Origin of the sequence: Streptomyces sp. CS113, assembly GCF_002188365.1 — a bacterium.
Lineage (GTDB): Bacteria > Actinomycetota > Actinomycetes > Streptomycetales > Streptomycetaceae > Streptomyces > Streptomyces tendae.
In genome coordinates, this window is sequence record NZ_KZ195574.1 from 5143851 (window position 1) to 5157755 (window position 13905).

The window sequence follows — 13905 nt, forward strand, 5'->3', positions numbered from 1 at the left end:
CCCCGGTGGCCTGTTCAGCCGCGGCCCGGCCACCCAGGCGCGCCGCCGGTGGCCCGTCCAGCCGCCCGCGGTCCGAACGCGTCGACGCCGTCCACGGGGACAGTTCCGTGGACGGCGTCGACGTGTCGGGTTGCGGGGAGCGGCTACTGCTGCTCCCGGCCGCCGCCCTGCTCGCGCCCGAAGCCCATCTTGCCCTCGGCCTGCTGCTGCGCGGCGTCGACCTGCTTCTCGTACTTGCCGCCGGTCCTCTGGTTGACCTGGCGTTCGGCGGCGTCGGACATCTTCCTTGACTTGTCCTTGTCCTTGCCGGCCATGCTCTTCATCTTGTCGAGGATGCCCATGCAGAGCTCCTTCCGAGACGTGACTCACTGTCGACCGTACGACAGATATGTCTCGTGTGCCCACTAACGCCCACCTAAGGCACCGTATGGTCAGGACCGCTCCCTCGCTACGGTGGTTGCCGCGAACGGCAAGGGGAGGGGCGCGCATGAGGCGGCACGACAGGATCCGTACCGGATGGGCCGCGGGGGCGGCCCTCGCCCTGGCCCTGGTGACCGGCTGCGAAGGTCTGGAGGCGGACGGCGGCGCCCCCGCCTCGGGCGGCGGCGCCGAGGCCCCCGCCGCCGGCCACGCCGTCAGCCCGCTGGACAACCCGGACGGCACGGCACCGGGTCTCGCCCCGGTCGCGGGCGACGGTCCGCGGGCGACGGCCCGCAAGCTGATCGACGGTCTGCGGACCAAGGGGCGCGGCCCGAAGACGGGCTACGACCGCGACGAGTTCGGCTACGCCTGGATGGACACCGCCGACGGCGTCCCGCTCGCCCGCAACGGCTGCGACACCCGCAACGACCTGCTCAAACGCGACGGCCAGGAGGTCCGCTTCAAGTCCGGCTCGGACTGCGTGGTCATCGCGATGACACTGGACGACCCGTACACCGGGACGAGCATCGACTGGCGCAAGCAGAAGGCGAGCGAGGTCCAGATCGACCACGTCGTGCCGCTGTCCTACAGCTGGCAGATGGGCTCCTCGCGCTGGCCGGAGAACAAACGCGAGCAGCTGGCCAACGACCCGCTCAACCTCCTCCCCGTCGAGGGCCGTGCCAACTCCGCCAAGCGCGACTCCGGGCCGGCCACCTGGCTGCCGCCCGCCAAGTCGGTCCGGTGCGCGTACGCCGTCCGCTTCGCCCAGGTCGCCGTCAAGTACGAGCTGGCGGTGACCGAGGCGGACCGGGCGATGATGTCGAAGCAGTGTCAGGGCTGACGCGGCTACGGCGCCGGTGTCGTCAGTGCCGCGAGGGCGGGGCGGAGCAGCGCCGCGATCCGGTCGGCCGAGGCCTCCCGCAGGGGTGACAGACCGAGCAGCTGGTGTCCGACGGAGACGCCCAGCAGGGTGCTGACGACCAGCGCCGCGCGCAGTTCCGGGTCCGCGTCCGCGGGCAGGGCGGCGCCGATGCCGTCGATCTGCCGGCCGAGCGCCGCCCGGGCGTGGTCGGCCGCCGCCGGGTCGGTGAGCATGGAGCGCATCATCGCCAGCGTCCCCTCGGGCAGGCCGCCGAGCTTGAGACCGAGCGTGGCCAGCAGCTGATCGACGAGTGTGTCGGGGCCCGCGTCCGGCGGCGGCGCGGGTGCCGCCCGTACGGCCGCGGTGAACAGCTCCCGCTTCGAGCCGAAGTACTGCATGACCAGGGCCGGGTCGACGCCCGCCGAGGTCGCCACGGCGCGGATGGTGGTGCGGTCGAAGCCCCGCTCGGCGAACAGCTCCCGGGCGCCGTTGAGGATGCGGGCCTCGGTCGCTCGGCGGCGGTCTGCGCGGGACTGGTGGGGCGTGGGCACTGGTCCACTCTACCGCCGTTCGCTCAACACTTGTTGACCGAACCGGTGTGCGGCTCTACGGTGGTTGGGTCAACAGTTGTTGAGTGAGTGGAGTGGTCATCATGGCGCCTTCGGACGCGCCCGCTGTTCGCACCCCGCGCGAGGTGCTGGCCCGCTACTACCGGGCCATGCTCGACAAGTCCGCGGACGACCTCGCCGATCTGTACGCCGTGGACGCGGTGCACGAGTTTCCGTTCACCGCGCCCGGCTTCCCCGGGCACTTCGAGGGGCGCGAGGCCGTCCGGTCCGGGTACCGCGCCGCCTGGGGCGCCAGCCCCGCCCGGGTGGAGGAGGTCAGGGAGGTCGCGGTCCACGAGACCGCCCGTCCCGGAGTGATCGTCGCCGAGCACGTCGTCGTGGGGGCGGTGCCTCCCGCGCGCACCGGGTTCACCGTCCCCGGCCTCCTCGTGCTCCACGTGCGCGACGGGCTGATCGCCCGGGCCCGCGACTACGTGGACGGCTTCGGGGTCGCCGCGGCCCGGGGGTGAAGGACCCGGCTCCTGCGGCTCAGGTGGCCATCCCGTCCAGGTCGTCCAGGCCGTCCAGGTCGATGACCTCACCGGAGGGGGCCTTGGCGGGCACCGGCTCGTTGAACCCGGTGAGGGAGAGGGAGAAGGACTCCTGCCCGGACCCGTTCACCACGCGCAGCAGGAACGGCTTGCCCTCCGTGGCGACGTACAGCGTGGTGCGGTGCGAGCCGGTCGTCTCGTGCAGGGTGATCGCCGGGGCGCCGTCGACGGTGGTGACCTTGCCGCGGGTCAGCTTTGCCCCTGTGTCGTCACCGCCTTCCCCGCCGTCGTCCAGCAGCATGTCCAGGTCGCAGAAACCGGTCATCGCCTTCGCGTCCGGTCCGTCGGCGGGCATGCTCGTCCACCGTCCGGCCAGCAGGGCCGCCAGAGCGTCGTTGCCGGCCTGCGGCTCGCCCTTGTCCAGGGTCCGCAGGAACTGCTTGTCGAACTTGACGTAGAGGGTGTCGCCGGTCCTGATCAACTCGATCTCGCCCTGGCCGTCCACGCCCATCGTCCCGGTGCATCCGCCCTTCCGGTCCAGGGCGACGTCGAGATTCAGGGAGCCGCCGCTCTCCTCGTCCGGGACACTGCCGGTCAAGTGCAGTGAGCGTGCCCCGGTGGTGGCTATCCGGGCCTGCTCGGAGATCTCCTCGCCGGTCAGCCCGGCGAACGGCTCGTCCGATGCCGATGCCGACGCCGATGCGGACGCCTCCGCCGGAGCCGCGGTCGAGCCGGGCGCGGAGGCGGCAGGCGACGCGGTCGCCGACCCGCCGGACGCCGCGGACCGGGCGGCCCCGTCGGACGCGCCGTCGCCCCCCTGGTCCGACTGGCAGCCGGTCAGGCAGGCGGTGGCGCCCGCGGCGAGCAGGAGAGCGGTGAGTGCGGTACGGCGCGCGCGACGGCGCATGGTGGATCCCCCCAGGGATTCTTGGTGAAGAGTGCGCCCGGTACGGCGCTCAGAACTGGCCGTTGCCGAGCAGTTCGCCGTCGGCATCGTAGATCGTGACGAGGCCGTTCTCGCTGTCCTTCCAGTCGGCGAACGCGGAGGCGATGAGCTTGGCCGGGGCCGTGCCCTCGCCCATGATGCCGCCGGTGAAGTCGGTGTAGACGTCGGCGGCGTCGAGGATGTCGTTCTGCTCGTCGGCGCCCTGCACCTTGGTGACGTGGGAGACGGCGTCCTTCTCCTTGGGCGTCCCGTTCTTCTGCACGAACGCCTTGAACTGCTCGGCCTGGGACGCCTTTTCCTCGGCCTTGTCCTCGGCGGGCTTCGCGTCGGACGCGCCGTCCGTCTTCGCGCCGTCCGCCTTCTCGCCGCCCGCCTTCTCGCCCGCGCTCGCCGAGGTCCGGTTGTCGCTCTTGGCCTCGCCGTCCCCGTCGCCCGCGTTCGCCGACAGCGCGCCGATGACGGCGATCCCCACCACGGCACCCAGCGCGATCTTGGTCTTCATCCCCATGACGTCAGTCCTCTCCCCAGAGACAGATCGGTCGACCGTGAACCGAAGCCCGTCGCCTCGGCCGGTCCGATGCGTCAATAAGACCAGAGCTTGTGAACCGAGTCAACACGGTTCACGTGGAGTGGTCAGTACACGATGTGAATCGGGCTGGGCCTCGCCGCATCGGTAGGATCGGCATCACACACCAGGACGAGGGGGCCCGACCGTGCAGGACAACGGGACAGAGGTGACCGCCGCCGGGATCGCCCGGCTCGCCGGCGTTGGCCGGGCCGCCGTCAGCAACTGGCGCCGCCGCCACGCGGACTTCCCCAGACCGGTCGGCGGCACCGAGACCAGCCCGTCCTTCGCCCTCGCCGACGTCGAGGCCTGGCTGCGCGCCCAGGGAAAACTCGCCGAGGTCCCCCCACGTGAACGCGTCTGGCAGCAACTCGCCGGCCACCCCGAGGGACCGGCCGCCGCCCTGGTGCACGCCGGCTGCGCCCTCCTGCTCGTCCACGACCGCCCGACCCTCTGGCTGGAGGCGAGCGCCGGCTCCGACGAACGCCTCGCCGATCTGCTGCCCGCCGCCCTCGACCAGGTACTCGACGCCCGCTTCGGTCCCGGCCCCGAGCGTGCCGTCACCACCCCGGCCGGCCCCAGCCTGCTCCCCTCCGCACCGCTCCTGCGCGGCGCCGCGGAACTCGCCGCCGGACCGGGCGCCCGCAAGGCCTACGAGTTCCTGCTCGGCCGGCACCTCGACGCCAACCCGCGGCAGTACACCCTCACCCCGGACCCCCTCGCCGAGCTGATGGCGGAACTCGCGGGCCCCGCCCGCACGGTCCTCGACCCCGCCTGCGGCACCGGAACCCTGCTCCGCGCGGCCACCGCCGCCGGCACCGCCCGGCCCGGTCAGGAGCTGTACGGCCAGGACAGCGACCCCGTACTGGCCGCGCTCACCGCGCTGCGGCTCGCCCTGAGCACGGACGCCGCCGTGCGGATCGCCGCGGGAGACAGCCTGCGCGCGGACGCCCGCCCCGGCCTGCGCGCCGACGCCGCGCTGTGCCATCCGCCGTTCAACGAGCGCAACTGGGGGCACGACGAACTCGCCTACGACCCCCGCTGGGAGTACGGCTTCCCGGCCCGCACCGAGTCCGAACTGGCCTGGGTGCAGCACGCTCTGGCCGGGGTCAGGGACGGCGGCACCGTCGTCGTCCTCATGCCGCCCGCCGCGGCCTCCCGCCGCTCCGGCCGCCGGGTCCGCGCCGACCTGCTGCGCCGGGGCGCACTGCGCGCCGTGATCGCTCTGCCGGCCGGCGCGGCACCCCCGTACAACCTGCCCCTGCACCTGTGGGTGCTGCGCCGGCCCGAGCGGGCGCCCGCACAGCCCGGGCTCCTGCTCGCGGACACCGGGCAGTTCGCCGGTGAGGGGCGCGGCGGACCGGACTGGCGGTCCGTGCGGGAGGCCGTGCTCGACGCCTGGAGCGACTTCGACCGCACCGGACGGCTCGACGGACGGCCGGGGCCGGCCCGCTGTCTGCCCGTCATCGAACTCCTCGACGACGACGTCGACCTGGCCCCCGCCCGCCACCTGCCGCCCCCCGGCGCCACCGGCGACACCGGACGGCTCACGGAGGTGCGCGAACGCCTGGACGACACCCTGCGGCTGACCGCGGAACTGACCCCCGAGCCCCCCTCCGCCAAGAGCGCCGCGCCCCGCCGTCCGCTCACCACCGTCGGCGAACTCGCCCGCGGCGGCGCCCTCACCCTGCGCACCGGGACGAACGGCGGCCACGCGCGCGTACCCCTGCTCACCGACCACGACGTCCTCACCGGCACCGGCCCCTCCGGCACCCTCCCGGAGGCCGACGAGGAACCCGTCCTGACCGAACCCGGTGACGTGGTCGTGCCCGTCCTCGGCGGCGGCTCCGTCGCGCGCGTGATCGACGACGCCACGGCGGGCGCCGCGCTGGGGCGCAACCTCGTGCTTCTGCGCCCGGACCCCACCGCCCTCGACCCCTGGTTCCTCGCCGGGTTCCTGCGCGGCACCGCCAACCACCGGCGGGCCAGCAGCCACGCCTCCACCGCCACCCGTCTCGACGTGCGGCGCCTCCAGCTGCCGCGGCTGCCCCTCGACGCCCAGCGCGGCTACGGCGACCGCTTCCGCGCCCTCGACGAGTTCGAGCGCGCGCTGCGGCTCGCGGGCCGCCTGGGGGAGCAGTTGGTGCGCGGCATGTACGACGGGCTCACCGACGGCACGGTCGCCCCGGCTGAGCCGCCCGCGCGGGCCGAGTGACCAGGACGACAACGGTTCGGTACAACCCGGGGCCCGTTGTCCGTGTCGGCCTATACGCTCGACTCCGCACCGGTCGCCCGGCGCACGTCCGTCTCGTCAGGTCCCCAGGAGAAGTCATGCACGGCCACGGCTATGCGCCGCCACCGCCGCCGCGCCGCCCCCGGACCGCGGTGCTGGTCCTGCTGCGCGTCTTCTTCGTGGCCCTGGCCCTGCTGAGCATCGGGTTCCTCGCCTGGATATCGACGCTGTACGCGGCCGTCGTGAGCCGGCGGCCGCGCGACTGGTGGGTCTTCGCCGCGACCGCCGCCGCCCTGGTGGTCAGCTTCTGCTTCCTGGCCACCGACGACACCGACGACTTCAGCACCCCGGCCGGCACCACCGGAATGATCATCCTGCTGGTCAACGCCTGCGCCTGCGCCGGGTACTTCCTCTACGCGGACATCCGCCACCACCGGCGGCCGCCCCACCCCGGCCACCTCGTCCCGATGCCGCCGCCACCGGCGGCCGGATACGGACACCCGCAGCCCTCGTACCCCTACACCCCGGCCCCCTCCCCGGCCCCGGCACCCGCTCCCGCGCCCGTGCAGGCGCCGGTCCCGCCGTACCAGGCCCCACCGCCGCAGCACCACCCGGCGCCCGCCCGCATCGACCAGGTCCGCGCCGAACTCGACGAGCTCAGCGACTACCTGCGCAACCACGACGGCCGCGACGGCGGCCACCAGGGCGGACGGTGACCGTGTCGGCGGGACGCGTCGTCGCCGGCCGGTACGAGCTGTCCACGCTCATCGGCCAGGGCGGCATGGGACAGGTCTGGACGGCCTACGACCGGCGCCTGGACCGGCGCGTGGCGGTGAAGCTGCTGCGCCCCGACAAGGTGGCCGGAGCGGAGGCCGACGAACTGCGCCGCCGGTTCGTGCGCGAGTGCCGGATCACCGCACAGGTCGACCACCCCGGCCTGGTCACGGTGCACGACGCGGGCAGCGAGGGCGAGGAGCTGTTCCTCGTCATGCAGTACGTCGACGGCGCCGACCTCTCCGACCACCTCGCCGAGCACGAGCCCTACCCCTGGCAGTGGTCCGTCGCCGTCGCCGCGCAACTGTGCGCCGTACTCAGCGCCGTGCACGCCGTGCCGATCGTCCACCGCGACCTCAAGCCGCGCAACGTCATGGTCAAGCAGGACGGCACCGTCACCGTCCTCGACCTCGGCGTCGCCTCCGTCATGGACGCCGACACCACCCGCCTCACCCACACCGGCACCCCCATCGGCTCGCCCGCCTACATGGCACCCGAGCAGGCCATGGGCGGCGCCGTCGGCCCGTACACCGACCTCTACGCACTCGGCGTACTCCTGCACGAACTGCTCAGCGGCGACGTGCCGTTCGCCGGGTCGACGGCCCTCGGCGTCCTGCACCGGCACCTGTACGAGCCCCCGCTGCCCGTGCGCCGCATCCGCCCGGAGATCCCCGAGGCACTCGAAGCCCTGGTCCTGCGCCTGCTGGCCAAGGACCCGCAGCACCGCCCCGACTCCGCGCAGGAGGTCTACGAGCACCTCGCGCTGCTGCTGCCCGCCCGCGGCATGCCCACCGGCGGCCCCCTGGACCCCACCCGGCCCTTCGTGCGCCCGCACGCCCCCTGGCCCGACCGCGCCCGCACCCCGGCGCCGCAGCCGGCGCCCGTACCGGCCGCCGCCGAGGCCGAGAAGCCGGACGTCGCACGCGCCGTCGACGACGTCAAGCGCCTGCTCGGCGAGGGCCGCATCACCCAGGCCGTCGACATCCTCGGCGGGATCCTGCCCGCCGCCGCCGAGCAGCACGGCGAACGCTCCCCGGTCGTGCGCACCCTGCGCAAGCAGTACGCGGCGACCCTCATGGACGACGGCCAGTACCGGCGCGCCCTGCCCGAACTGCGCCGCCTCGCCGACGAACGCGCCGCCGAGGCCGGCCAGGCCGACCCGCAGTCCCTGCGCCACCGCTACGACGCCGCCCAGTGCCTGGAACAGCTCGGCGAACCGGCCGCCGCCCTCGCCGAGTACCGGGCGCTGCTGCCGTACTACGAGAACCAGTACGTCGCCGGCGACCCCGACCTCGCCCACGACGTGCGCCGCCGCATCGGCCACCTGCTGCTCGCCCTCGGCGACCGCGCCGCCGCCCACGACACGCTGGTCCGGCTGCTGCACGACGTGGAGCGCGTCCACGGTCCCGGCCACCCGCTCGCCGCCGACATCCGGCGCACGCTCCAGTGGCTGGGCCGGATGCACGGCTGACCACCGCCGCCACGCGGGCCGGGCCCGAGGCGGTGCCCGAAGTCCTGATGAATCGTTGGTCCAATGGGTTGGCCAGAGCCGGGCCACTGCCTAACATCGATCATCGCAAGACTTTGTGCACCGTCGCACAATCTCCAAACGGGAGGTTCCCTTGCACCGCCGCAGCCGCCGTCGCCCCGCGCTTCTCCTCACCGCCGCGATCGCCGCAGCGGCACCCCTGCTCACCGCCTGCGGCAGCGACGCGCATCCGGGCGCGGCGGCCGTCGTCGGCGACCAGCGGATCACCGTCGCCCAGCTGGAGAACCGCGTCGACGAGGTGCGCGAGGCCCAGCGCGCCGCCGTCCCGGACGACACCCAGTACCAGCAGGTCGTCGCCCGCACCGGCACCCTCACCCGCGACACCCTGCACGGCATGGTCCTCGACCGGGTCCTGCACCGCGCTGCCCAGGACGCCGGTGTGACCGTCAGCCGCAAGGAGGTGCAGGACATGCGCGGCGAGCTGGAGGGGCAGGCCGGCGGCCCCGAGCAGCTGGAGACCGTCTGGCTCCAGCAGTACGGCGTCGCCCCCGACCGCCTCGACGACAACCTCTCCGTGCAGATCGAGGCCCAGAAGCTCGCCCAGAGCCTCGGCACCGACACCAGCAGGCCCGAGTTCTGGCAGGCCCTGTCCGACGCCTCCAAGAAGCTCGACGTCGATCTCAACCCGCGCTACGGCACCTGGGACGTCCAGAAGAGCAGCCGCGTCGACACCCGGACGCCCTGGGTGCGGGAGATCACCGCGGCGGGGTCCCAGCAGCCGGCGTAACGCCCCTGAGCAGCGGCGATACGGCCCCCTGTGGACAACTCGGGGGGCCGTCGGCCGGGTGCGTTAGGTTCGGGGAGTGAACGCAACCACCGCCGGTCCGACCGCCCCCGACCAGGGCCGCATCGTCCTGCTCACCACCAGCCACCGCGTCGCCCCCGGCCTGCTGTCCTGGCCCGCCTGGCAGGCCCTGCGCACCGCCGACCGCGTCCTGTGCGCCGACGGAGCCCACCCGCAGCTGCCGTACCTGCGCGAGGCGGGCGTCCCGGTCGACGAGGCGGCCCCGACCGCCGAGGAGCTGGTGGACGCCTGCGCCGGCGGCCGCACCGCGGTGGTCGTCGCGACCGGCGAGGGCGACCCCGCGCTCACCGACGGCCTGGCCCGCCTCGCCGGCTCCGGCCGCGTCGCGATGCCCGACCTCGAACTGCTTCCCGCCTCCTACGACCTTCCGGGCGCCCGCCTCCTCGACCTCGTCCAGGTCATGGACCGCATCCGCCTCGAATGCCCCTGGTCCTCGCAGCGCACCCACAAGGGCCTGGCCAAGTACGCCATCGAGGAGGCGTACGAGCTCGTCGAGGCCATCGAGGACGGCGACCGCGACGAGCTGCGGGAGGAGCTGGGCGACGTGCTGCTCCAGGTCGTCTTCCACGCCCGCATCGCCGAGGAGGACCCCGACGCGCCGTTCTCCGTCGACGACGTGGCCGGCACCATCGTCGACAAGCTCGTCCACCGCCACCCGCACGTCTTCGGCGACGAGACGGCCGACACCCCCGAGGAGGTCCGGGAGCACTGGCTGCGCACCAAGGCCGCCGAGAAGCAGCGCACCTCGGTCACCGAGGGCGTCCCCCTCGGCCAGCCCGGCCTCGCCCTCGCCGCCAAGCTCCACTCCCGCGTCCGCACCGCCGGCCTCGACGTCCCGCTGCCCGCCGGCAAGGACATCGGCTACGAACTCCTCGCCCTCGCCGCCCGCGCCGAGGCCGAGGGCACCGACCCCGAGGCGGCCCTGAGAGCGGCGGCCCGCGCCTACCGGGACGCGATCCGGGCGGTCGAGGGATGACCGGCCGCCCAGCCGTCCCCGGCCCTGCCTCCGGCCCCGCCCCCGAGCTGTTCACCTGGGAGTTCGCCAGCGACCCCTACCCCGCCTACGCCTGGCTGCGCGAACACGCCCCCGTGCACCGCACCCGGCTGCCCAGCGGAGTGGAGGCCTGGCTGGTCACCCGGTACGCCGACGCCAAGCAGGCCCTCGCCGACCCGCGGCTCTCCAAGAACCCGGCCCACCACGACGAGCCCGCGCACGCCAAGGGCAAGACCGGCATTCCGGGGGAGCGGAAGGCCGAGCTGATGACCCATCTGCTGAACATCGACCCGCCCGACCACACCCGGCTGCGGCGGCTGGTCAGCAAGGCGTTCACCCCGCGTCGCGTGGCCGAGTTCGCGCCCCGGGTGCAGGAGCTGGCCGACGGTCTCATCGACCGGTTCGCGGACACCGGCTCCGCCGACCTGATCCACGATTTCGCCTTCCCGCTGCCCATCTACGCCATCTGCGACCTGCTCGGCGTCCCCCGCGAGGACCAGGACGACTTCCGGGACTGGGCGGGCATGATGATCCGTCACCAAGGGGGCCCGCGGGGCGGTGTAGCCCGGTCGGTGAAGAAGATGCGCGGCTACCTCGCCGACCTCATCCACCGCAAGCGGGCCGCGCTGCCACCCGAGCCCGCCCCCGGCGAGGACCTCATCTCCGGCCTGATCCGCGCCTCCGACCACGGTGAGCACCTCACCGAGAACGAGGCCGCGGCCATGGCCTTCATCCTGCTCTTCGCAGGGTTCGAGACCACGGTCAACCTCGTGGGCAACGGCACGTACGCCCTGCTCACCCACCCCGAGCAGCGGGAGCGGCTCCAGACCTCCCTGGCCGCCGGGGAGCGCGGCCTGCTGGAGACCGGCGTCGAGGAACTCCTGCGCTACGACGGCCCGGTGGAGCTGGCCACCTGGCGCTTCGCCACCCGGCCGCTGACCATCGGCGGACAGGACGTCGCGGCGGGCGACCCCGTCCTCGTCGTGCTGGCCGCCGCCGACCGGGACCCGGAGCGGTTCACCGACCCGGACACCCTGGACCTCGCCCGCCGCGACAGCCAGCACCTCGGGTACGGCCACGGCATCCACTACTGCCTCGGCGCCCCGCTCGCCCGGCTGGAGGGGCAGACGGCGCTGGCCACGCTGCTGACCCGGCTGCCGGACCTCCGCCTGGCCGCGGACCCGGCCGAACTCCGGTGGCGCGGCGGCCTCATCATGCGAGGTCTGCGCACCTTGCCCGTCTCGTTCACCCCGCCCGCGTCATCGGCCGGCAACGGTCCGTCGCCGACGCAAAAGTGACACGCGCTCAACTCTGTGATCTTCACGTGATCTGCGCGGCATGAACTTGTGACAAGTGATGATCTCCCTATACGTTCACGGATCAACGTGGTGTCGAGCGTCATCCGCCGCGTGGTCCCCGTCGTCTTGTGAAAGGTCGTCGCATGCTCTCCGGGAACGGTCGTCACCGCCGCCCCCGCCAGGCACCCGCTCTGGTCGTCGCCGCCGGAGTGACCGGCTCTGCCATCGCGATTCCGCTGCTCGGCGCGACCGGCGCCCACGCGGCCGGCTCGGCGGCCTGGGACCAGGTGGCCGAGTGCGAGACCGGCGGCGCCTGGAGCCAGAACAGCGGCAACGGCTACTACGGCGGCCTGCAACTGTCCCAGGAGGCCTGGGAGCAGTACGGCGGCCTGGACTACGCCCCCAGTGCCGACCGGGCCAGTCGTTCCCAGCAGATAAGAATCGCCGAGAAGATGCACGCGGACCAGGGCATCGCCGCCTGGCCGACCTGCGGTCTGCTCGCCGGCCTGGGCAACGACTCCGGGGTCGCGGGCGGCGGCTCGGACGCGGCCGGTGACGGGGCGTCGGAGGGTACGGACGCCTCGGGGGAGACGGACACCACCAAGTCGTCCAAAACGCCCACGACCACCAAAACGCCCGAATCGACCGGCTCGTCCGGTGCGGCCGACACGTCGGAGTCGACGTCCGGAGCGTCCTCTTCGTCCCCTTCGCCCTCTTCTTCTGCCTCTTCCTCGGCGTCGCCTGACGCCTCGTCCGAGGGTGCGGACCAAACCGCCAAGCCGGACACTTCGGCCGAATCCGACCCCTCCGTCAGCGCCGAACCGCAGGGCACCGAGGGCTCGTCCGGCTCCGGCAAGCACCGCGGCGGCAGTGCGGACGAGGGTGCGACGGGAGAGGGCCGTACGGACTCGGCGACGGGCCGGCACGCCTCGCGCGACGGTGACGAGCGGGAGGCCGGGGACGGCCGTTACGTCGTCCGCACCGGCGACACTCTCTGGGCCATCGCCGACTCCCTTGAGGTCGACGGCGGGTGGCACGCGCTGTACGCCGACAACGAGACCGTCGTCGGCGCCGACCCCGACCACATCCTGCCCGGTCAGACGCTCACGGTCACGGGCGAATCGGGCGAAAAGTAGGGGGAGTTCGCGTCACGGTTAGAGACTGTATGTCCCTTTTGGATCTCGTGAGAGATAGGTCTCAGAAGCCGTGATCGTCTTTGAAAATCCGCGGAGCGCGTGTCTACGGTCATGACCGCTCGCCACCGCGGGCCCCGACAGCCGCAACGCCGAATCCTGCCAGCGGCCGTACGGGAACAGTCGTCGCGTCAAGCGCCGAAGGCAGGAGCGGGGGACCCAAGGTAAGTGCCGCACCGGGCAGTTGAGCCGGAGCGGCTAGGGGTGGAGCCGAGTTCCGCGAGGAACCCGGCCGGGCAACTCAACCGGCCCGAACCCGACAGCTCACCTCGCAGGCGTCGGTGAGGGGATCAACCATGCTGTTTTCCGGCAAGGGCAAGCACCGTCGTCCGTCCAAGGCCACCCGCGTCATCGCCGTCGCCGGCGTCACCGGTGCCGCCGTCGCCGCCCCGCTGATGGCGGCCGGCAACGCCTCCGCCGCCACCGCGTCCGAGTGGGACGCCGTCGCCCAGTGCGAGTCCGGCGGCAACTGGTCCATCAACACCGGCAACGGTTACTACGGCGGTCTGCAGTTCTCCGCCTCCACCTGGGCCGCCTACGGCGGTACGCAGTACGCCTCCACCGCCGACCAGGCGAGCAAGTCCCAGCAGATCCAGATCGCCGAGAAGGTGCTCGCGGGCCAGGGCAAGGGTGCCTGGCCGGTCTGCGGCACCGGCCTGTCGGGCGCCGCGTACACCGGCGGCGGCTCCGAGGACAGCGGTTCCGGCAGCTCCGAGAGCTCGCAGAGCCAGAGCGGCGGCTCCACCGCCGAGCGCTCCACCGAGCAGAAGGCCTCCCGCTCCTCCGAGCGTCCGGCCGCCGAGCCGAAGGCCGAGAAGCCCGCCAAGAAGACCGTCACCACCCCGACCGGCAAGAAGGTCGAGAAGGGCGACGGCGAGTACAAGGTCGTCAAGGGCGACACCCTCAGCTCGATCGCCGACGAGCACGACGTCAAGGGCGGCTGGGCCAAGCTGTTCAAGCTGAACGACGACATCGTCGACGACGCCGACCTGATCTACCCGGGCCAGCAGCTGCACCTGAAGTAAGCGGCGGCGGCCCCCGCGACTCCCGCCCCGGTGCGTGTTCCCCCGTACGCACCGGGGCGGGATTTTCACATTCCGCCTTTGTTCCGTTCGGAAACAATTTACTCTCGGTTCTGTCCAGCGGGTGGGCGATCGGCTGGCCGAT

14 protein-coding genes and 1 riboswitch are annotated in these 13905 nt (G+C 73.1%); of the genes, 10 read left to right on the forward strand and 4 right to left on the reverse strand.

Going from position 1 to position 13905, the window contains the following annotated elements; translation table 11 throughout:
- Nucleotides 1-143 precede the first annotated feature (143 nt).
- The gene (locus B9W62_RS22980) at nucleotides 144-341 is read right to left on the reverse strand and encodes an antitoxin (RefSeq protein ID WP_087808937.1); all 198 of its coding nucleotides are present in this window, start codon (nucleotides 339-341) and stop codon (nucleotides 144-146) included.
- A 146-nt stretch (nucleotides 342-487) separates the two neighbouring features.
- Between B9W62_RS22980 and B9W62_RS22985 the strand changes: the two genes are divergently transcribed.
- Entirely contained in the window at nucleotides 488-1261 is a 774-nt protein-coding gene (locus tag B9W62_RS22985; protein WP_087808938.1) for an HNH endonuclease family protein, read from the forward strand.
- Between the two features lie 5 nt (nucleotides 1262-1266).
- Here B9W62_RS22985 and B9W62_RS22990 read toward each other — a convergent pair whose 3' ends face one another.
- Nucleotides 1267-1833 carry a TetR/AcrR family transcriptional regulator gene (locus B9W62_RS22990; protein WP_087808939.1) on the reverse strand — a complete coding sequence of 189 codons (567 nt, stop codon included), beginning with the start codon at nucleotides 1831-1833 and terminating at the stop codon, nucleotides 1267-1269.
- A 101-nt stretch (nucleotides 1834-1934) separates the two neighbouring features.
- Between B9W62_RS22990 and B9W62_RS22995 the strand changes: the two genes are divergently transcribed.
- Nucleotides 1935-2360, forward strand: a complete 426-nt coding sequence (locus B9W62_RS22995; protein ID WP_087812047.1) for a nuclear transport factor 2 family protein — start codon at nucleotides 1935-1937, stop codon at nucleotides 2358-2360.
- A 19-nt stretch (nucleotides 2361-2379) separates the two neighbouring features.
- On the opposite strand, the gene B9W62_RS23000 is transcribed toward B9W62_RS22995, so the two are convergent.
- Entirely contained in the window at nucleotides 2380-3288 is a 909-nt protein-coding gene (locus B9W62_RS23000; RefSeq protein ID WP_087808940.1) for a hypothetical protein, read from the reverse strand.
- Between the two features lie 49 nt (nucleotides 3289-3337).
- Nucleotides 3338-3835 carry a hypothetical protein gene (locus B9W62_RS23005; RefSeq protein WP_087808941.1) on the reverse strand — a complete coding sequence of 166 codons (498 nt, stop codon included), beginning with the start codon at nucleotides 3833-3835 and terminating at the stop codon, nucleotides 3338-3340.
- Nucleotides 3836-4040: 205 nt separating this feature from the next.
- On the opposite strand from B9W62_RS23005, the gene B9W62_RS23010 reads away from it, so the two are divergent.
- From B9W62_RS23010 to rpfA, 8 genes are all read left to right on the forward strand, one after another.
- Nucleotides 4041-6107 (forward strand): N-6 DNA methylase, encoded by a 2067-nt coding sequence (locus B9W62_RS23010; protein WP_087808942.1) that lies wholly within the window; start codon nucleotides 4041-4043, stop codon nucleotides 6105-6107.
- Between the two features lie 116 nt (nucleotides 6108-6223).
- Nucleotides 6224-6841: a hypothetical protein gene (locus B9W62_RS23015; RefSeq protein WP_087808943.1), complete on the forward strand. Its 618-nt coding sequence runs from the start codon at nucleotides 6224-6226 to the stop codon at nucleotides 6839-6841.
- Nucleotides 6842-6879: 38 nt separating this feature from the next.
- Entirely contained in the window at nucleotides 6880-8370 is a 1491-nt protein-coding gene (gene pkaE, locus B9W62_RS23020; RefSeq protein WP_373433743.1) for a serine/threonine protein kinase PkaE, read from the forward strand.
- A 151-nt stretch (nucleotides 8371-8521) separates the two neighbouring features.
- Nucleotides 8522-9175 carry a SurA N-terminal domain-containing protein gene (locus tag B9W62_RS23025; protein WP_087808945.1) on the forward strand — a complete coding sequence of 218 codons (654 nt, stop codon included), beginning with the start codon at nucleotides 8522-8524 and terminating at the stop codon, nucleotides 9173-9175.
- 76 nt (nucleotides 9176-9251) lie between these two features.
- On the forward strand, nucleotides 9252-10229 hold the full coding sequence (locus tag B9W62_RS23030) for a nucleoside triphosphate pyrophosphohydrolase (protein WP_087808946.1): 978 nt from the start codon (nucleotides 9252-9254) through the stop codon (nucleotides 10227-10229).
- A complete protein-coding gene (locus B9W62_RS23035; RefSeq protein ID WP_087808947.1) occupies nucleotides 10226-11545 on the forward strand; it encodes a cytochrome P450 family protein in 1320 nt (439 codons plus the stop codon). Before B9W62_RS23030 ends, B9W62_RS23035 begins: the two co-directional genes overlap by 4 nt.
- A 143-nt stretch (nucleotides 11546-11688) precedes the next feature.
- Nucleotides 11689-12681 carry a transglycosylase family protein gene (locus B9W62_RS23040; RefSeq protein WP_087808948.1) on the forward strand — a complete coding sequence of 331 codons (993 nt, stop codon included), beginning with the start codon at nucleotides 11689-11691 and terminating at the stop codon, nucleotides 12679-12681.
- A gap of 183 nt (nucleotides 12682-12864) precedes the next feature.
- Nucleotides 12865-13031: riboswitch (cyclic di-AMP (ydaO/yuaA leader) on the forward strand.
- A gap of 3 nt (nucleotides 13032-13034) precedes the next feature.
- The gene (gene rpfA / locus B9W62_RS23045; RefSeq protein WP_087808949.1) at nucleotides 13035-13763 is read left to right on the forward strand and encodes a resuscitation-promoting factor protein RpfA; all 729 of its coding nucleotides are present in this window, start codon (nucleotides 13035-13037) and stop codon (nucleotides 13761-13763) included.
- The last annotated feature ends 142 nt before the right edge of the window (nucleotides 13764-13905 follow it).